The sequence below is a fragment of the Micromonospora sp. NPDC005367 genome (assembly GCF_040606825.1).
Classification (GTDB): Bacteria; Actinomycetota; Actinomycetes; order Mycobacteriales; family Micromonosporaceae; genus Micromonospora.
In genome coordinates, this window is the sequence record NZ_JBEXFP010000076.1 from 1 (window position 1) to 18826 (window position 18826).

General features: G+C 72.4%; 15 protein-coding genes. 11 read left to right on the forward strand and 4 right to left on the reverse strand.

Annotated features, from left to right (window positions below; translation table 11 throughout):
- A partial coding sequence (locus ABZS42_RS30750; RefSeq protein WP_355151275.1) for a DUF2231 domain-containing protein occupies positions 1-368 on the reverse strand: 368 nt, incomplete at its 3' end.
- A gap of 306 nt (positions 369-674) precedes the next feature.
- Between ABZS42_RS30750 and ABZS42_RS30755 the strand changes: the two genes are divergently transcribed.
- Both ABZS42_RS30755 and ABZS42_RS30760 read left to right on the forward strand, forming a co-directional pair.
- The gene (locus tag ABZS42_RS30755; RefSeq protein WP_355151277.1) at positions 675-2243 is read left to right on the forward strand and encodes a Na+/H+ antiporter; all 1569 of its coding nucleotides are present in this window, start codon (positions 675-677) and stop codon (positions 2241-2243) included.
- Between the two features lie 75 nt (positions 2244-2318).
- Positions 2319-2501 (forward strand): hypothetical protein, encoded by a 183-nt coding sequence (locus tag ABZS42_RS30760; protein ID WP_355151279.1) that lies wholly within the window; start codon positions 2319-2321, stop codon positions 2499-2501.
- A gap of 90 nt (positions 2502-2591) precedes the next feature.
- On the opposite strand, the gene ABZS42_RS30765 is transcribed toward ABZS42_RS30760, so the two are convergent.
- Positions 2592-4637 carry a glycosyl hydrolase family 28-related protein gene (locus tag ABZS42_RS30765; RefSeq protein WP_355151281.1) on the reverse strand — a complete coding sequence of 682 codons (2046 nt, stop codon included), beginning with the start codon at positions 4635-4637 and terminating at the stop codon, positions 2592-2594.
- Between the two features lie 105 nt (positions 4638-4742).
- A complete protein-coding gene (locus ABZS42_RS30770; protein WP_355151283.1) occupies positions 4743-7115 on the reverse strand; it encodes a discoidin domain-containing protein in 2373 nt (790 codons plus the stop codon).
- 199 nt (positions 7116-7314) lie between these two features.
- Here ABZS42_RS30770 and ABZS42_RS30775 point away from each other — a divergent pair, with 199 nt between their 5' ends.
- On the forward strand, positions 7315-8487 hold the full coding sequence (locus ABZS42_RS30775; protein ID WP_355151299.1) for a low temperature requirement protein A: 1173 nt from the start codon (positions 7315-7317) through the stop codon (positions 8485-8487).
- A 52-nt stretch (positions 8488-8539) separates the two neighbouring features.
- On the opposite strand, the gene ABZS42_RS30780 is transcribed toward ABZS42_RS30775, so the two are convergent.
- Complete coding sequence (locus ABZS42_RS30780; protein ID WP_355151285.1) at positions 8540-9718, reverse strand: low temperature requirement protein A; 1179 nt, start codon at positions 9716-9718, stop codon at positions 8540-8542.
- A gap of 262 nt (positions 9719-9980) precedes the next feature.
- On the opposite strand from ABZS42_RS30780, the gene ABZS42_RS30785 reads away from it, so the two are divergent.
- The 8 genes from ABZS42_RS30785 to ABZS42_RS30820 all read left to right on the forward strand — a co-directional run.
- On the forward strand, positions 9981-10823 hold the full coding sequence (locus tag ABZS42_RS30785) for an alpha/beta hydrolase (protein WP_355151301.1): 843 nt from the start codon (positions 9981-9983) through the stop codon (positions 10821-10823).
- Between the two features lie 307 nt (positions 10824-11130).
- Positions 11131-11916 carry an ATP-binding cassette domain-containing protein gene (locus tag ABZS42_RS30790; protein WP_355151287.1) on the forward strand — a complete coding sequence of 262 codons (786 nt, stop codon included), beginning with the start codon at positions 11131-11133 and terminating at the stop codon, positions 11914-11916.
- Between the two features lie 76 nt (positions 11917-11992).
- A complete protein-coding gene (locus tag ABZS42_RS30795) occupies positions 11993-12718 on the forward strand; it encodes an ABC transporter ATP-binding protein (protein WP_355151289.1) in 726 nt (241 codons plus the stop codon).
- Between the two features lie 18 nt (positions 12719-12736).
- The gene (locus tag ABZS42_RS30800) at positions 12737-13615 is read left to right on the forward strand and encodes a branched-chain amino acid ABC transporter permease (RefSeq protein WP_355151291.1); all 879 of its coding nucleotides are present in this window, start codon (positions 12737-12739) and stop codon (positions 13613-13615) included.
- Positions 13612-14727 (forward strand): branched-chain amino acid ABC transporter permease, encoded by a 1116-nt coding sequence (locus ABZS42_RS30805; protein WP_355151293.1) that lies wholly within the window; start codon positions 13612-13614, stop codon positions 14725-14727. Before ABZS42_RS30800 ends, ABZS42_RS30805 begins: the two co-directional genes overlap by 4 nt.
- A gap of 80 nt (positions 14728-14807) precedes the next feature.
- Entirely contained in the window at positions 14808-16094 is a 1287-nt protein-coding gene (locus tag ABZS42_RS30810) for an ABC transporter substrate-binding protein (protein WP_355151303.1), read from the forward strand.
- A 628-nt stretch (positions 16095-16722) separates the two neighbouring features.
- Positions 16723-17334, forward strand: coding sequence for a TetR/AcrR family transcriptional regulator (locus ABZS42_RS30815; protein ID WP_355151295.1), 612 nt, complete (start codon positions 16723-16725; stop codon positions 17332-17334).
- Between the two features lie 67 nt (positions 17335-17401).
- The coding region (locus ABZS42_RS30820) for an AAA family ATPase (protein WP_355151297.1) at positions 17402-18826 on the forward strand (1425 nt) is incomplete at its 3' end.

Consider the following 18826-nt stretch of genomic DNA (forward strand, 5'->3'; position numbering starts at 1 on the left):
GCGTTGGCGGCGGCGTGCACCAGGCCGACTCGCCGTTCCTCCTGCCAGAGCCAGGACCAGTCGTTGAGGCCGGTCAGCGCGGCGGGCAGGGCGCTTGCGGTGCCGACCGCGACCAGGGTGGTGGCGGCCTGCTCCTGCCCGGAAATCCGCCGCCGCCCTGGCAGCAGGTCGAGTACGGCGCTGCTGACCCACGCGCCTATCGGGATCTGCACCAGCGCCGGGTGCAGTGGATGACCCAGCCACACGCCGTGCAGGGCGTCCTTGACCCGTTGCGGCCTCAGCAGTGCCCACACCCTGGGCTGTAGCCGGTCCCCAAGCGGATCCAGCGCGGACGCCCGCTCCAGCTTGTTCATCAGTGCCGTACGCATGGCCGCCCATACCCCGCTACCCGGCACGCAAACCCCCGGATCCAGGGAGCCGGGCCATCCGGCCTCCGCGCTCATCATCAGGGAACGGCGCAGGGTTCGGATACGTGCACTCCGCCGGTGACCCGAGCCCGCCGGCCACGCGGCCGCCCCACCGGGGGAGGATCCGACGCCGATCGTGGCTTCGCGCCGCCTCCAGCCACGCGCCGGTGAACCGGTGCGTGCTGCGTCCGTTCCGCCTCCCTGACCCGCCCGCAGCGGCGACAGTGGTTTCGGAACGGTCACCGCGGCGTCGGCGGGGGGTGCTACGTGGAGGGGCTGTTGCTGCTCGTGGTGCTGGCCGTCACGGTGATCGTCGGCACCACCCTCGGCGGCCGCTACCGGGTCGCGCCGCCGGTCCTGCTCATCGTCCTGGGCGGGCTGCTGGCCCTCCTTCCGCCGCTGTCGCACGTGGTGCTCGAACCCGACGTGGTGCTGCTGCTCTTCCTGCCGGCGATCCTCTACCGGGAGGCGCTGACCACCAGCCTGCGCGAGATCCGAAACAACCTGCTCGTCATCAGCCTGCTCGCCGTGGTGCTGGTGGGGCTCACGACCGTCACCGTGTCGCTCGCCGCGCAGGCGCTCGGCGTCCACCCGGCGGCGGCCTGGGTGCTCGGCGCCGTGTTGGCCCCGACGGACGCCGCCGCGGTGTCGGGCCTGGCCAAGCGGATGCCGCGCCGGCTGCTCACCACCCTGCGCGCGGAGAGCCTGATCAACGACGGCACCGCCCTGGTCCTCTTCTCCGTCACGGTCGGCCTGCTCGCCGGCGGCGCCGTGCCGGGGGCGCTGGAACTGGCCGGCGAGTTCAGCCTCTCGTTCGCCGGCGGTATCGCCGCCGGACTCGTGGTCAGCGGTCTGGTCGTGCTGGCGCGGCGGCACATCGACGACCCGATGCGCGAGGGGGCGCTCAGCGTGCTGACCCCGTTCGCCGCGTTCGTGCTGGCGGAACAGATCCACGCCAGTGGTGTGCTGGGGGTCGTGGTGTCCGGGCTGGTGCTCTCCTACGCCGGTCCGCGGGTCATCCGGGCCCGTTCCCGGCTGGTGGCGTTCTCGTTCTGGGATCTCTCGACCTTCCTGATCAACGGCGCGCTCTTCGTGCTGCTCGGGATGCAGATGCCCCGAGCGGTGCGCAGTGTCACCAGCGTGTCCATCGGGCGCGCCGTGATCATCGCGGCCGTCGTGACGCTGGTGGTGGTACTCACCCGGGCCGCGTGGATCCTCCTGTCGTCGTACCCGATCCGGGCGGTCAACCCTCGGGCGAAGCGACAGGCCGCCGGCATCCGGTTACGCGTCGTCGCGACCTGGACCGGATACCGGGGCGCGGTCTCGCTCGCGGCGGCGCTGGCCGTTCCGCTGAACACGCACGGGCATCAGGTCATGGAACGAGATCTGATCATCTTCTGTACGGCCACGGCGATCCTCGCGATCATGCTGGTTCAGGGCACCACCCTGCCGCTGATCGTGCGCTGGGCGGGGCTGATGGGCGACCCGCGGCGCGTGGAAGAGGTGCGCCAGGCCCGGGTACGGGCCGGACAGGCGGGGCTGTCGGCGCTGCCGCAGATCGCCGAGGAGGTCGGCGCGGACGACGATGTGCGGGACCGGGTCCGCACCGACTACGAGGCGCTCATCGAGGACCTCAACTCCGAACAGGAGGGGGAGGGGCCGCCACGGGCCAGCGAGCGGGAGCGCCGGTTGCGGTTGGGCCTGATCGAGCACAAACGCCGGGAGATCACCCGGATGCGTGACGCCAACGAGATCGACGACGTCGTGCTGCGGGAGCTCCAGGCCGCCCTGGACATCGAGGAGGTCCGGCTGCTCGGGCCGGAGGCACCGGAGTAGCGGCTCGGCGCAACGTGCGATTCGAGGACGGCAGCGCAGGCGCTCGCCGAGGCCGGGCGTACCCCGTTTGGCGACGTGACCCGGGACGAACCGGCCGCGGTGGAGGCGTTGCGCGGGCGTACGCCGCTCGGCGTGCCGTGGCTCGCGCCGGAGGATGGCGTGCCGCTGGTGGCCTTCCTCGCCTCGGACGAGGCGCGGACGGTCAGCGGTGCCACGTTCGCCGCCACCGCCGGCGACAGCGCCCACTCCACGACCTGACCCCCGTCCACCCTGTCGAGCATGAGGTTGACGGCGGAGCGGATCTCGGCCGCCGTCAACCTCATGATCAAAGCGATGGTCGGGGGTGGGTTACCAGCGGGTGGGTGGGGGTGGCGGGATCACGGGTGGACGGTCGTCGCAGGTGATGGTGTTCGGCAGTTGCCAGTCGGCCAGCCAGCCACCGTCGTTGCCGCCGAGGTCGGTGAGGCCGAACTCCGAGCCCGCCGGGGTGAACTGGAACGAGCCGCAGTTGTTCACGCCGACCGCCCCGACGTGCCGCGCGTCCACGTTCCGGAAGGACGCCGAACCGGCGGTACGGGCACTGACCACCGACGTGCCGGCGCCGTCGACCCGGATGTCCCGGAAGCGTACGCCGTTGATCGAGTAGAGGTCCTTCACCGCCCACTCGCTGACCAGCATGATCGCGTTGTAGGTGCTGTCGAGGTACGCGTCCCCGGTCACCTCGATACGGGCGTCGATGCTGCGGTCCAGGGCGTAGAACCAGATCGCGCCGAGCCCGATCTTCCAGTTCAGTTCCCAGGTGCCGGCCCGGACCGTCGTGTTGCCGGTGATGCCCAGGTGCCCGGTGAAGGGCTCCGCACCGAAGCGGGACCCGACGTGGATGGCGCTGCCCTCCCGCACCGGGTCGGCGACCAGGTTGCCGGAGACGGTGTTGTCGCCGCCGCCGTAGACGGCGATGCCGTTGGCGAGCACCGGCGACTGCACCGTGTTGCCGGCCAAGGTGTTGCGGGCGTTCGCCGCCTGCTCCGACCACATCGCCAGGCCGTCGTCGCCGGTGTTCCGGACGAAGTTGCCGGCGACGAGCGAGTCGGTCACGCCGGTGTGGAAGTTCAGCGCGTCGGCGATCTGGTCGACGATGATGTTGTCGGTGACGCGCACGTTGCGCATCGGCCCGTCGAACCACAGGCCGACCTTGGTGTGGCGCAGGTGCAGCCCGTCGACGGTCGAGTCGCTCATCGCCCCACCGATGCCGTTCACCTGGTCGGTGTCGATCCGCTCCCGGACGTCACCTTCGATGGCGAAGTCGGAGAGGTGCACGTTGCGACTGCCCCCGTCGGCCGCGTCCCTGCCGTAGAAGCCGACGCCGGTGTGTTGTGACCCGTCCGGCGCCGGGGTCGGCAGCGCCACCTCGCGGCCCTTGACCATCGTGTACCAGTTGCCGGCGCCCCGGATGGTCACGTCGTCGACGATGATGTGCCGGTTGACCTGGTAGGTGCCCGGTGGGAGATAGACGGGCAGTCCGGTACGGCGGGCGAAGGCGATGGCGCGTTCGATCGCGGGGGCGGCATCCCGGCGGCCGGTCGGGTCGGCGCCGAAGGCCAGCACGTTCGCGGCGAGCGGGCGCACCTTAGGCGGACCGACCAGTTCCGAGTCGAGCAGGTCGATGACCGTCCACGCGGCGTTGCTGCCGGCCGGCGCGGTGAGCCGGATCCGGTCGCCGGCCCGATACGTGCGACCGAGCAGCAACCGCTGTTCGTCGTAGAAGTGGCTGGGCCGGAACGGCTTCTGGATCGTGGGGAAGGGGGTGGTCTCCGCCGGCACGCAGGAGCACTCGGTGATCCACCAGTCGGGGTGCAGCAGGTCCGCGTCCGGGTCGTTGGTGAACGGGTACTGGTTGTAGAGCCACGCGTACTGGGAGGTCAGCGTCATGGTGCGGATCCGTTTGCCGTTGGCTGCGACGTCCAGCGGCGCCGTGATGCCGCCGCCGGTGGGCGCGTCGGGGATGCTGTAGCGGACGGTGATCGCGTTGGCGGCCGCGGGCAGGGTGAACTCGACGTGTCGGCCGGGGGTCAGCCGGACCGCCCGCCGTCCGGACGCCTCCGAGGGCAGCGTGTACGCGTTCCGGTCGGGCCCGATGACCTCACCGTTCGTCGTCGCGTTCTCCGCCTCCTGCTCCAGGAAGGCGACCTGGGCGCCCCGGCCGGCGACCAGGTGCGGATCGAGCGCGGCCCGGGTGACGACCGGGCCGGCGGCGTGGCCGGCGTCGCGGCTGCCGGCCCCGGCCGGTGCGCCGGCCAGGATGCCGAGTGCCGTGGCGAGCGCGGTCACGGCGGCGAGCGTCACCCGCCGCCGGTGTCGGGTGCGCGGCAGTTCCGCGCGGATGCTCCGGTTCATGGAAGGGCTCATCTCTCTCGGTGGTGGAGTGCTGCGGCGCGCGGCGTTGCCTGGGCCTGCCCGGGGGAGACCCGTTGGGTAGCGGGCCTTCGGCCTGTTCGGGCGTCAGGCGGCGTAGACCTCGAGCTGGGAGAGCTGTCCGGCGGGCCAGCCGGTGTTGCCTGTGACGTGGACGCGCACGTACCGGGTCGCGGTGGCGGAGAACGTGACCGTCACCTGGTTGCCGGTGGCCGGGTCGAAGCGTCGGCCGGCGGAGGCGACGAGGGTGTTCCAGTCGTTGCCGTCGATGCTGCCCTGGACCGAGAGGGTCTGGGTCCGGGCCGCCCAGGTCGCGACCGGGGGCAGCCGGAGCACGACCCGGCCGACGGTGGTGGCCGTCCCGAGGTCGACCCGCACCCACTGGGGGAAGGCGTTGTTGGCGCTCTCCCAGTAGCTGTCCGGATCGCCGTCGACCACGTTGGCGCTCCCGTACGACTGGGTCTGGCTGCTCTGCGCGGTCGGTCGACCGCGGGCCAGGTCGGTCTGTGCGGCCGCTTCGGTGGTCACCGTGACCGCGTTCGACGGCGGCGACGAGGTGCCGTCCGGGCCCAGCGCGACGACCGTGAAGGTGTACGCGGTGGCGGGGCTCAGCCCGGTGACGGTGGCCGAGGTGCCGGTGACCGAGGCGACCGTCGTCGTGCCCTGCCGGACCTGGTAGCCGGACAGTACGTCGGCGTCGGTGGCGGCGGACCAGGCCAGCGAAACGCTGGTGGCGGTCCGCCCGGTCACCGCGAGGTTGCCGGGCGCGGTGGGCGGAGTGGATGTGCCGCCGTCCGCGTACGCCTCGACCTGGGAGAGCTGTGCCGCGGGCCAGGCGGTGTTGCCGGTGACCGTGACCCGGACGTGCCGGGCGGAGGTGCCCGGCAGCGTGACGGTGGCGGTGTTGCCGGTGGCCGGGTCGAACCGGAGCCCGGTCGCGGCCAGTAGCGTGCTGAAGGACGACCCGTCGGTGCTGCCCTGCACCGAGATCGTCTGGGTCCGCGCCTCCCACCCCGCGGGTACGGCGAGCACGAGCCGGTTCACCGGGTGCCCGGCGCCCAGGTCGACCTGCCACCACTGGGGGAAGGCGTTGTTCGCGCTCTCCCAGTAGCTGCCCCGGTCGCCGTCGACGGCGTTGCCGGCGACGTACGGCCCGTGCTGGCTGCTCGCCGAGGCCGACCGCCCGGCGGCCAGGTTGCCGCCCGGCGGCGGACCGTCACCGGGGACCGGCGGGGTGGGGCGTACCGGGGTGAGCGGGAGCTGACCCTTGAACATCCGCCCGCCGTCGGCGGTGATCCGCAGGTAGTAGTCGGCCGAGCAGAAGGTGCCGTCCTCGTCGAGCGCGCGGATGCCCACCCCGGCGGGGGTGCTCGCCTGTGTCTCGGCGGTCTTGGCGATCTGGTTGCCCTCGTTGAACTCGTCGAACATCGAGACGTAGAGGCCCTGCGCGCCGAGGCGGGTTAGGTTGTAGAGGTGCCGCCAGTAGAAGTCGCCGTGCCGGCGATGCCCGGCCGAGAGGTCGCCCGGCATGACGCAGGGCTGGTAGTCGATGCCGTGCGCGGCGCAGTCAGCCAGATCGGGCACGTTGACGTTGGTGTGGAACCAGTCCAGGCCGTCGAGGGTGCCGGTGCGGCCCACCATCCACGGCGAGATCATGTCGAAGGCGCGGTAGACCTCGCCGAAGCCCGGGCGGGAGTCGTTGACGCCCTGCCGCCAGTACGTGGGCACCCCTCCGACGACGTAGCAGCCCTGCGCCTTGAACCACTGGACGACGTCCAGGCAGGGCTCGGGCGGGAACGGTCTGCCGTCGTCGTCGAAGCCGAACCCCCACACGCACACCACCGGCCGGCCGTTCTGGCGCGCGTACGCCGGTGAGGCGGTGTGCGCCGACATCTTCGCCGTCCAGTCCTGCTTGATCTGCGACTGCATCGACGTCCAGCCGGTGACGTCGTACATGACGTAGAACTTGCGATCGAACCGCTCGGCGGCGCTGCGGACCTTGACCGCCATGGCGTCGCGGGTCGGCCCCTCGTCGCCGAACGGGTTGAACCGCTGCAGGGCGGCGGTGTCGCAACCGTGCTCCTGCATCCAGCGGAAGTGGGTGTCGACGGTCTGCTGGTCGTACGACGAGAAGAGCCGGGCCGGTCGGCCGTCGCCGAGGTCGGGGTACGCGGTGGGGTAGCCGTGGACGTAGTCCCGCAGATCCGGCCAGGACACGATCGTGGTGTTGGTCGGTGACGGGGGCTGGAAGCGGTCCCGGCTCCAGTGCCACCAGCCGCCGATCGGGGCGCCGTCACCCGGGCAGCTGAACCATCCCTGGTAGCCAACGGTGATCTTGCCGACCACGTCCCCGGGTGGGCTGGCCGCGGCGGCCGGGGCGGGTGCGGCCAGGTCGGAAAGGGCGGCGAGCGCGGATCCCGCCGCCGCGGAGCCGATCAGGGTGCGACGGGTGAGCGCCATGGGTATGGCTCCTTCGCCGGTCAGGGGAATTGACGGCCATCATGCCAGTCGGCGTCATTGCATCGCAATAGTTCGACTTCTGGATGAAAGATCACGGCTACCAGCCTGTAAGAAATAGATGATCAGTGTGTCCGGCCTTCCCTGTCCCGTACTGTCGGAAGCAGGGTCGGTGCGGTGGACCGGGTGACGCGCGTTGACGGTGGCGGGAAGCGAGGCCGAGGCGACCGGGGATGCCGGTCGCCCGCTCTTCGTGGAACTCTTCCTCGACCTGGTCTACGTCTTCGCGCTGGTCTCCCTGACGAAGACCCTGGCCGGCGACGTGAGCTTGACGGGCGTCGCCCGAACGCTGGTGCTGCTCTTCGCGTTCGCGCTGATCTGGTCGTTGACCACCTGGGTGAGCGGCACCTCCGGCCCGGAACGACCGTCGGTTCAGGCGCACATCATCAGCGTGGCGGCGGCGAGCCTGCTGATGGCCGCCGCCGCACCCGGCGCCTTCGGAGATCGCGGCCTGCTCTTCGCCGGCGCCTACAGCTTCATCCACCTCAGCTCGATCGGCTACTCCCTGTTCCACGCACGGGACCCGGCCGGGCCACGACGCGCCCGCAGGATCGCCTTCTGGGACATCCTGGGATCCGCCGGTTGGATCGCCGGCGCCTTGGTCGAGGGCCCGGCAAGGCTGGGGATCTGGGCTCTGGCGATCGCCGTCGAGTACACCGCTGCCGTGCTCGGTTGGCCGGTGCCGCGGCTCGGCCGCTCGAAATCCATGGAATGGCGGCTGGGCGGGGAGCGGGTCCCCGAGCGGTACCGGCAGTTCATCGTGGTCGCGTTCGGGGCCTCCATCCTCACGACCGGTACGACGTTCAGCCAGCACGAACACACGCTGGGCCGTGGCTACGCCCTCGCGGTGGTGTTCACCATCGTGGTGCTGATGTGGCGGATCTACATCTACCGCGCCGGTGAACTGCTGACCGAGGCGATCACCCGGTCGGCGGACCCGGCGCTGCTCACCCGCGCCGCTGCGGTCTGCCACCTGGTGATGGTGGCCGGCATCGTCGGCGTGGCGGTGGCCAGCGACCTCGTCGTGGCGCGGCCGTTCGGCGACACGCCACCGTCGTGGGCCGCCGTCATCCTCGGCGGCCCGGCGTTGTTCCTGATCGGCCGGGGGCTGCTCGACTACACCGTGTTCGGCCGGATCTCCCGCTCCCGGGTGTCAGGGCTGGTGCTGCTGGCCGGCGCGGCGCCGGCCTCGTCCCTGCTGCCGCCGGTCCTGGTCGCGTTGCTCGCCGTGGTCGTCCTAGCCCTGATCGCCGTGGCGAACCTGGTGGCCACTCGGCTGCATCCACGCACGGCGGCTCCGCCGGGGCTCGGCTGAGCGTCGCCTCCCCGTCTTCGCCGGGCCGGGCGGACAGGTCGGACGGCGAGGCTCAACCGGTCGGGACGCCGACCAGCCGTGAGCGGGGAGCCACCGACTCCCCGGCCAGGACGAGCAGCAGGACCAGGTTCGACACCACGAGGACGCCCAGCGGAGGAAGCAGCGCCCCCGCCGGCGCGAGGGCGCCGAGCGCCACGATGCCCAGGGCCCGGGACCAGAGCACCCGGCCGGTCAGCACCGCGTCGAAGAGGCAGCTGCCGAGCAGGAAGAGCGCCGAGCCGCCGAGTATGACGGCCGCCCACGCGGCCGGCGTTCGGCCGAGCGGTTGATCGATCACCAGCGAGAGGCCCGCCGAGGTCAGCAGCACGCCGGCCACCATCACCAGATGGGTGTACGACGTGGCGGTGCCCGGGCGCACCTGCTCCACCGTCGTGAGGCCGGGTGGGGCGAGGAGCTGCCGCACCCGGTGGTAGTAGAGCCGAAGGAGCAGGATCCCGGTGGCGAACGCGACGGCGCAGGCCGCGTAGTCGGGGGCCCGGAGGTCGTTCGCGCTCAGCCCGACGCCGACGGTGAGGATGAGTTCGCCGAGCGCGATGAGGAAGATCTGCTGGTGCCGCTCCGACAGATGCGTCCCGGTGAAGATCTGACTGGCCAGCTCGGTGCGTCCGAGCCGGGGCGTCGGCCAGCCGATCCGGGCCGAGCCGAGATCGACCAGCACCGCGAATCCCCAGAGGACCAGCCGCGGCCACCCCGCCACGAACACCCCGGCCGCCCACGGCGCGGCGGTGACGACGAACCAGAAGAACACCCGGACGCTGCGCGCCTGGATCGAGCGGTTCACCCGGGTGCCCGGAATGAGTACGGCGTCGCGGACCACGTGGATCCCGAAGTACGCCGCGACGAAGAGCCACCCGTCCTCACCGAAGGCCTGGGGGACCGCTATGGCCATGACCAGGGTGCCGAACATGACCAGCAGCACGGTCGCCTGGATGATAGGCAGCTGCGGATTGAACAGGTCGGTGAGCCACGCCGTCAGCACCCAGACCCACCATGCCGCCAGCAGCAGGATCGTCGCCTGGGCGGCGCCCCGCACGGTGAGGTCGCCGACGAACGCGGCGGCGATCCGGGAGAGCATGAAGATGTAGGTGACGTCGAAGAAGAGCTCCAGGAACGTCGGATACCCGGGCTCGCCGCGCCGGCGCAGGATGCGGGGGAGCGGACTGAACGACACCGCGCCTGCCTCCTCTGACGCGCGCCGTGTACGCCGCCACCGGTAAGGGCCACCGACACGGTATCCACCCTGCTTCGGACGGCGGACCCGCGGTGGCGGCCCGTCACCCGTGCGGGACTGGTGATTTCACCGATGCGGCGACGGGTGGGCGCGCTCAAGACTTACGCACGTCGATATTTCCCCCACCGCTAGGGAGCCCGACGTGCCCGTACCCACCACCACCCGTCCCCGTTCCGTCCTGTCCCGCATCGGCCGGGCCGCGATGGCTGCCGTCCTGGTCGCGAGCGGCGCCCTGGTCACGTCGTCCGGCCCGGCCCAGGCCGCCGACAACCCGTACGAGCGAGGCCCGGCCCCTACCGTCGCCCTGCTCGAGGCCGCCCGCGGCCCCTTCAGCACCGCGTCGCAGAGCGTCTCCTCGCTGAGCGTCACCGGCTTCGGCGGCGGTGTCATCTACTACCCGACCGACACCGGCCAGGGCACCTTCGGCGCGATCGCCATCTCGCCCGGTTTCACCGCTGCCTGGTCCAGCATCAGCTGGCTCGGCCCGCGGATCGCCTCGCACGGCTTCGTGGTGATCGGCATCGAGACCAACACCCGGCTCGACCAGCCGGCAAGCCGAGGACAGCAACTGCTCGCCGCGCTCGACTACCTCGTCGAGCGGAGTTCGGTGCGCAGCCGGATCGACGGCAGCCGGCTTGCCGTCGCCGGTCACTCGATGGGCGGCGGCGGCAGCCTGGAGGCGGCCGCGGCACGACCGTCGCTGCAGGCCGCCGTGCCCCTCGCCCCATGGAACCTCGACAAGACCTGGAACACGCTCCAGGTGCCCACGCTGGTCGTCGGCGGTGAGTACGACACCGTCGCCCCGGTCGCCAGCCACTCGATCCCGTTCTACAACAGCATCCCGGCGTCCGCGGAGAAGGCGTACCTGGAGCTCAACGGCGAGAGCCACTTCTTCCCGCAGACGGTGAACACGCCGACCGCCCGGCAGGCGGTGGCCTGGCTGAAGCGGTTCGTCGACAACGACACCCGCTACGAGCAGTTCCTCTGTCCCGGCCCGAGCGGGTTGGCGATCGAGGACTACCGCAACACCTGCCCCAGCGCCTGACGTTCAGTGCGGGGCGGCCACCGCAACGGCCGCCCCGCCCTCCCCGCCGCCCTTGCGCGTCGATCATGAAGTTGTTGCGTGCCGCGGCGGCGTGTCGCGGCAACAACTTCATGATCAGCAGGGGGTCGAGGAGGGCCGGCGTCGATGCGCGGGGTCTGGTCGGAAGGTCCGTGGTGTCGGTACGTCCGGCCGCTGGCGCGCCGGCCGGTTGGGCGATTGGATCGAAACATCGAAAGTATTGACGCGGTAATCGAGAAAAGTACACTGCGAGTGTAAATAACGCCTGCCACGACCCGGGGGATGGGTGATGGAGGAGGGGCTCGCACTGCACCACATCGGGGTGCGCTTCGGCGGCCTCACCGCCCTCGACGACGTCTCGCTGCGGGTGCCGTCCGGCCGGGTGGTGGGGGTCATCGGCCCCAACGGCGCCGGTAAGACCACGCTGTTCAACGTGATCTGCGGCTTCGTCGCTCCGGAGTCGGGATCGATCGCATTGGACGGCCGGTCGCTGCGGCCGCGTCCGCACCGGCTGACCCGGCTCGGCGTCGCCCGGACGTTGCAGGGCACCGGGCTCTTCGCCGGGTTGACCGTCCTGGAGAACGTGATGACCGGCGCCTCGCATACCGCCCGGGCCGGCTTCCTCCCGGCGCTGCTCGGGCTGCCGCGCAGCGACCGCGACGAGGCCCGGCTGCGCCGGGACGCACTCGACGTCCTCGACCGGCTGGGCATCGCGACACACGCTGACGCCGCGCCGGGCACGCTGCCCTTCGCCGTACGCCAGCGGGTCGCCCTGGCCCGGGCGCTCGCCGCCCGGCCCCGGCTGCTCCTGCTCGACGAGCCCGCCGGTGGCCTCGGCGCGGAGGACATCGCCGAGCTGGCGGAGCTGATCCGGCAGTTGCCGCACCGTGACCCCGATCCGTGCGCGGTGCTGCTGGTGGAGCACCACATGGACCTGGTGATGTCGGTCTGCGACGAGCTGGTGGTGCTCGACTTCGGTCGGGTGATCGCCGCCGGCACCCCGGACGAGGTCCGCGACGATCCCGCGGTCACCGACGCCTACCTGGGCGCCACCGTCGACGAGGCGGCGGCATGAGCGAACGTAGTGAGCGAATCGTCTGGCGCAGTGCGGTCGAGTCTCGTGGCGTCGCCGACCGGAGGGAGGCGGCGGCATGAGCGAACGTGGTGACCTGCTGGTGGTGCGGGGTCTCGTGGCGGGCTACGGTGCCGCGCCGGTGCTGCACGCCGTCGACCTGACCGTTCCCGCCGGCACCATCGCGGCGGTGGTCGGTGCCAACGGTGCCGGCAAGACCACCCTGCTGCGCGCGATCTCCGGTGTGCTGTGCCCGCAGGCCGGCCGGGTCGAGCTCGCCGGGGAGGACCTGCGGGGTGTCCCGGTCGAGCGGCTGGTGCATCGCGGCATGGCGCACGTGCCGGAGGGGCGCGGCGTGATCGGCGAGCTCAGCGTCGACGAGAACCTGCGCCTCGGGGGGCTGTGGCGGCGTGACCGGGCCGACGCCGCCCGTGCCCTCGACGAGGTCTACCAGCTCTTCGAGGCGCTGGCCCGGCGCCGGCGGCACCTCGGCCACCAGCTGTCCGGGGGTGAGCGGCAGATGCTCGCGCTCGGCCGGGCGCTGGTCGGTCGGCCCCGCCTGCTGCTGCTCGACGAGCCGTCACTCGGCCTCGCGCCGCGGGTGGTCGCCCGCACCATGGCCCTGCTGCGGCAGTTGCGCGACGGCACCGGGCTCACCGTGTTGCTGGTCGAGCAGAACGTCCGCAGCGCGCTCTCCGTGGCCGACCAGGGCGTGGTGATGTCGCTGGGGCGGGTGGTCACCACCGCATCGGCCGCCGCTCTGCGCGACGACGTCGACCTCCGTCACGCCTACCTCGGTTTCTGACCACCGGGAGGGACAATTTTGGACCGCTTCGTCTTCCTCACCCTGGACGGCCTGTCCCGGGGAGCGGTCTACGCCGCGTTCGCGCTCGCGCTGGTGCTGATCTGGCGGGCCGCACGGGTCGTCAACTTCGCCCAGGGCGCGATGGCTGTCGCCGCCGCGTACGTCGCGTACAGCGTCGCCTCGGCCACCGGCTCGTACTGGCTGGGCTTCGTGGTCGCGCTCCTGGCCGGGCTGCTGCTCGGCGCGATCGTCGACCGGGCCGTGATGCGGTACGTCGACCACACCTCGCCACTGAATCCGGTGATCGTGGCGCTGGGGCTGGTGCTGCTGATCCAGGCCGTCCTCGGGATGATCTACGGCAGCGAGTTCCGGCCCGCCGAGGCGCCCTTCTCGCGTGGCGCGTTCACCGTGGGCGGGCTGGCCGTGCTCTCCCCGTACGACCTGTTCGTCTTCGGCGCGGTCGCGGTGGTGGTCTGCGCACTCGCCTGGATCTTCGCCCGGACGGCGGTCGGCCTGCGGATGCGGGCCGCGGCGTTCGCTCCCGAGGTGTCCCGCCTGCTCGGGGTGAACGTCGGCGGCATGCTCACCCTCGGCTGGGCGCTCGCGTCCGGGGTTGGCGCGCTGGCGGCCATGCTGGTCATCCCGACCGAGCTCGGCCTGCATCCGCACGCGATGGACCTGGTGTTCGTCTCGGCGTTCACCGCGGCGGTGGTCGGCGGGCTGGACAGTCCACCAGGGGCGGTGGTGGGCGGCCTCATCGTCGGCCTGCTGCTCTCCTACGTGAGCGGCTACGCCGGTAGTGACCTCACCCCGCTGGCGGTGCTGGTGCTGCTGCTGGCGGTGCTGCTGGTCCGTCCCGGCGGTCTGTTCGCCCCGGTCGCGGCGAGGCGGGTGTGAGCGCCACGTCGGCGGCGACGCCGCCGCGGGAGCGTACGACCGGTGTGGCCGGCGGGCCGGGTGACCCGCGTCGGCGGGGCAGCACCCTGTTGCGTCACCTCGCCGTCGTGGCGGTGGCCGGGCTGCTGCTGGTCGGGGTGAGCTACGCCGTCGAGCCGTTCCGCAACTTCCAGCTCGCCACCGTGGCGGCGTATCTCTGCGCCACCGCCGGTCTGACCGTGCTCACCGGGCTCAACGGCCAGCTCTCGCTGGGACACGGCGCGCTGATGGCCACCGGCGCCTACACCGTCGCGTTGTGCCAGAACGCGTTCTACGACCGGGGCGTCACCGGCGGTCTGGTGCTGCTCGTCTCGCTGGCCGCGGCGGTCGTCGCCACGGTCGCGGTCGGCGCCGTGGTGGGGGTGGCCGCGGCCCGGTTGCGCGGCCCGTACCTGGCCGGCGTCACTCTCGCGGTCGCGGTCGTGGTGCCGGCGCTCACCGTCACGTTCGACGGCGTCTTCAACGGCGAGCAGGGTTTGTCGGTGCCGGTCGAGCCGCCGCCGCTGGCGCTCGGCGTGTACTTCCCGTACGAGCGGTGGCAGCTCTGGATCGCCGGTGCGGCCACCCTGCTCGCGCTGCTGCTGCTGGCGAACCTGGTGCGCAGCCGGTACGGCCGTACGTTCCGGGCGGTGCGGGACGACGAGGTGGCCGCCCGCCTCGCCGGGATCCACGTCGCCCGCACCCAGGTGCTCGCGTTCGTGGTCAGCGCCGCGACCGCCGGGCTCGGCGGTGCGCTGCTCGCGGTGCTCGCGCAGAGCGTGTCTCCGGGGGCCTTCGGGCTGACCCTGTCGCTCTTCCTGCTCATGGCCGTGGTGATCGGTGGCCTGGGGCGGCTCGCCGGCGCAGTGTGGGGCGCGGTGATGCTCGTCGCCCTGCCCGACCTCAGCCACACGGTGACCGAGCAGCTCACGCTCCCGGCCGCGGCGGCGCAGCGGCTGGAGGGCAACCTCCCGCTGGCGATCTTCGGTATCACCCTGGTCGTGGTCATGCTCGCCGCGCCGGGCGGTGTGCAGGGACTGCTGTCCCGGTTCGGCCGTGCGCTGCTCGCCCGCTGGCGGGCCGGCCGGTCCTGAGTCACCGGTCCGGCCTTCCCTCGGGCCGGGCGCCCCACCCCCACCACGAATCCCCCACCGAGGAAAGGTCGGTGTTCCCCATGCACCGTACGGCGCGACGCGGTCTCGTGATCGCCAGCACCATCGCTCTGCTCATCGCCACGGCCGCCTGCGGCGGCGACGGCGGTTCCGGGTCCAGCCGCGGAAACGTGCCCGGTGTCACCGACACCGAGATCCTGGTCGGCACCCACATGCCGCTCACCGGCCCGGCCGCTGCCGGCTACTCGAAGATCGCTCCGGCGACGAAGGCGTACTTCGACTACGTCAACGCCAACGGCGGGGTGCACGGCCGCAAGATCAATTACAAGATCATGGATGACGGGTACAACCCGGCGAACACCCAGCAGGTGGTGCGCCAGCTGGTCCTCCAGGACAAGGTCTTCGCGATCCTCAACGGGCTCGGCACGCCCACGCACACCGGCGTGCTCGACTTCCTCAAGACCAACCGGGTGCCCGACCTCTTCGTCGCCTCCGGCAGCCGTAGCTGGGACCAGCCGGACAAGTATCCCGGCACGTTCGGCTTCAACCCGGACTACACGGTGGAGGGCAAGATCCTGGCCCAGCACGTGAAGACCACCATGCCCGGACGCAAGGTCTGCTTCCTCGGCCAGGACGACGACTTCGGCCGGGACAGCCTCGCCGGGGTGGAGAAGATCCTCGGCGCCGACGCGGTGGCCGTCAAGCAGACGTACGTCACCAGCAACACGAACGTGGCGCCGCAGATCGGCGCGTTCAAGTCCGCCGGCTGCCAGGTGGTCGTCCTCGCCACCGTGCCCGGCTTCACCGCGTTGTCCATCGGCACCGCGGCCCGCCTCGGCTTCAAGCCGCAGTGGGTCGTCTCGAACGTCGGCGGGGACCACCCGACCCTGGCCAAGCAGCTCGGCGAGGCCGCACCGCTGCTCGAGGGGATGATCGGCGGCAACTACCTGCCGATGCAGAACGACGCCGCCAACCCGTGGATCCAGCTCTTCACCCGGATCAACAAGGAGCACAACGGGAACGCGGAGTTCGACGGCAACGTCGTCTACGGCATGTCCGTCGGCTACCTCTTCGTGCAGGCGTTGCTCGCCGCCGGCAAGGACCTCACCCGGGAGAGCCTGCTCGAGGCGGTGGGCAAGGGCGGCTTCCAGGGCCCGGGCCTGGTCCCGCTGCGCTTCTCGGGGAGCGACCATTCCGGCTACGGCGGGGAGCGGCTGACCCGGGTCAGCGGGGGAGTGCAGAGCTACTTCGGCCCCGCGTACGAGACCGACGAGGCGGACGGGCCGGTGAACGAGTACACCGCGACGCCCGTCCAGCCGCCGGCGAACGGGGTGCCGACCGGCTCCTGACCCGGCGCCGATGGCCGCCGAGCCCGGTCGCGGCACGATCATCCGCCGTGGCCGGGCTCGACCCTGCCCTCAAGTTGGGGTGCGGCCGATCGAGTCGGCTCAGGGTCGTGTCGATGGGTCTCTGGGTGGTTGATCGACCCGGCTTCCTTGATGTCGGGCTGTCCCTGACACGTGGATGCCCCGACTTCATGGAAGTCGAGTCGACCCCCGCCGTTTCCGCCCGCCGCTCCCGCCTAGCGGGTGCCGCGGGGTCGGTCGGGTCGTTGACCAGGGCACGGCAGCGCTCCTAGTATCTGCACTGTGACTGCATATTCTGGTCAGCACTACGGACGGGGTAGTCCGTCGATGTCCGGGCGGCGGCGGTGCAAGTGAAGGCCCCACGCGCGGCACCGTCGGCTTGCCCGGCGGCGGCGAGAGCGGCGTTCGCCGCCGCGACGTCGGACCGGCCGGTGGCGGGCGAGCCCGGCGCACTCCGGGCCGCCCGGCGTCGCGACGCGCCGCCGCCGTGGCCGGTGCCTGTCCCGGGCCGCGGCGATTCGCCGTCGTGGCCCGTGGCGGCGGCGCTGATCACCGCCTGGCTAGACTCGCCGTCGGACAGGCCGCGACGGTGGTGAGGGGGCGCGAGCGGATGAGCGGGGCGGCGGCTCCGGGCCGCGTCGACGGGCGGACGCTGCGCTCCGAGCGCACCCGCGCGGCCATCGTCGAGGCGCACCTCGACCTCATCTCCGAAGGCGACCTGCGGCCGACCGGTGAGCGGATCGCCGAGCGCGCCGGCATCTCGCTGCGTACGCTCTGGACCAACTTCAAGGACATGGAGACCCTCTTCGAGGCCAGCGGCGTCGAGGTGCTCCGCCGGCAGGACGTCGCGTACCGGGCGATCTCGCCGACGCTGCCACTGGCCAAGCGGGTCGATGCGTACTGCCGGCAGCGGGCCCGCCTGCTCCAGCTCATCGCGCCGTCGGCCCGGGCCGCCCAGATGCGCGAGCCGGTGTCCGAGCAGCTGCACCGCAACCGGCTCAAGCACATCGAGCGGGTACGCGACGAGGTCGAGCAGCTCTTCGCGGCCGAGCTGGCGCAGGCCGGCCGGGGTCGCGGGCAGCTGGTCGACGCGATCGTGGCGGCGAGCATGTGGCCGGCCTGGTCCATGCTGCGCGACGGTCTGGGGCTCGGCGTGGACCAGGCTCGGGCGGTCATGACGCGCACGGTGCGGGCGCTGCTGGCGCAGGTCGTCGAGGGTTGACGCCCGAGCGTGCCCGTGGGGTCGCCAGCCCCTTTCCAAGTGTGTATCGATAGGTGACACTCGATGCATGGTGGCTGCATCAACAGTGCAAATAGCTGTGCTGCGTGGCCGGGACGAGGAACGTCGGGCGATCCGGCGACTACTCGGCGGCCTGACCGGCGGCGGGGCGGCCGTCGTGTTCCAGGGCGAGCCGGGCTCCGGGCGTAGCGCCCTCGTCGACTACGCCCACCACCACGCCGGGACGTGTGCCGTCCTCGCCTCGGCCGGCCTCGCCGAGGAGGCGACGCTGCCGTACGCCGGGCTGCAACGCCTCCTCGACCCGGTGCTCGACCGGGCCGGCGACCTGCCCACCGCACAGTCGCGCCTGCTGCGGCGGGTGCTCTCCGGGGCCGGTTGCCCGCCCGAGCGTCAGCTCGCGCTCGGTCTGGCCGTGCTGCGGCTGTTCGCCGTCGTCGCGCGAGATCGTCCACTGCTCTGCACGATGGACGACGTCGACCGGGGTGACCGGTCGACCGCCGAGATCCTCGCCTTCGTTGCCCGGCGGCTGCGGCGGATACCGGTCGCCGTAGTGCTCACCGCGACGTCCGCACCCCCCGGCGGACTGCCGACCTATCGGCTGCGCCCGCTCGACGAGCGAGCCAGCGCCGCTCTCCTCGCCGACCGGCTGCCCGAGCCGCCCGTCGCGCCGGTGACCGCGGCGCTCGCCGTCGCCGCCCGAGGCAACCCGCAGGCCCTGGTCGACCTCGCCGGGGTGCTCACCACCGCGCACTGCCGGGGCGAGGAGCCACCGCCGGCGGCCCCACCGGCCGACGGCGCGCTCGGTCGCGCCTACCGAGCCCGGCTGGACCAACTGCCGCACGACACCCGCCGGGTGCTGCTGCTCGCCGCGCTCCACGAGGACGGGGCGCCGGACGCACTGGTCCGCGCGGCCCGGGTCGGCGGCGCCTCGATCGCCGCGCTCGCCCCGGCCGAGCGGGCCGGGCTGGTCCGGGTGGAGGCACACCGGGTCACGTTCCCCCACCCGATCGCCCGGGCGGTGATCGCGGCCGCCGCGCCGATCGCCGAACGCCGGGCGGCGCACCTGCGCCTCGCCGGCGTGCTCGACGACCCGGGGCATCGGCTGGACCGGGCGCTGCACCTCGCGGCGGCCGCGGCGGGCCCCGACCCGGCGCTCGCCGGGGAGCTGGAGGCGGCGGCGCTGACCGTCGGCGGCGCTCGGGCGTCGGTGGCGCTGGAGCGGGCCGCCGAACTCGGGGACGACCCCGCCCGCGTCGCGCAGTGGCGGGTGGGCGCGGCCCGGTACGCCTGGACCGCCGGCGAGACCCGGCGGGCGCGGCTGCTGCTCAGCGGCCTACCGGTCGAAGCGGCCGCGCCCGTCGGTACCGGTCCGGCCGAGCCGTTCGCAGCCGGTCCTCCGGCGGGCCCGCTCCCGCCCTCCGCCGACGGCCGGGCCGACCTGCTGCGCGGCGAGGTCGAGCTGCGCTGCGGCCGG

Bases quoted from the DNA above. Each gene is read 5' to 3' on its own strand.
- ABZS42_RS30765 (WP_355151281.1), bottom strand. From the start codon at position 4,637: ATGAACCGGAGCATCCGCGCGGAACTGCCGCGCACCCGACACCGGCGG.
- ABZS42_RS30770 (WP_355151283.1), bottom strand. From the start codon at position 7,115: ATGGCGCTCACCCGTCGCACCCTGATCGGCTCCGCGGCGGCGGGATCC.
- ABZS42_RS30785 (WP_355151301.1), top strand. From the start codon at position 9,981: ATGGCTGCCGTCCTGGTCGCGAGCGGCGCCCTGGTCACGTCGTCCGGC.
- ABZS42_RS30790 (WP_355151287.1), top strand. From the start codon at position 11,131: ATGGAGGAGGGGCTCGCACTGCACCACATCGGGGTGCGCTTCGGCGGC.
- ABZS42_RS30795 (WP_355151289.1), top strand. From the start codon at position 11,993: ATGAGCGAACGTGGTGACCTGCTGGTGGTGCGGGGTCTCGTGGCGGGC.
- ABZS42_RS30810 (WP_355151303.1), top strand. From the start codon at position 14,808: ATGCACCGTACGGCGCGACGCGGTCTCGTGATCGCCAGCACCATCGCT.
- ABZS42_RS30815 (WP_355151295.1), top strand. From the start codon at position 16,723: ATGAGCGGGGCGGCGGCTCCGGGCCGCGTCGACGGGCGGACGCTGCGC.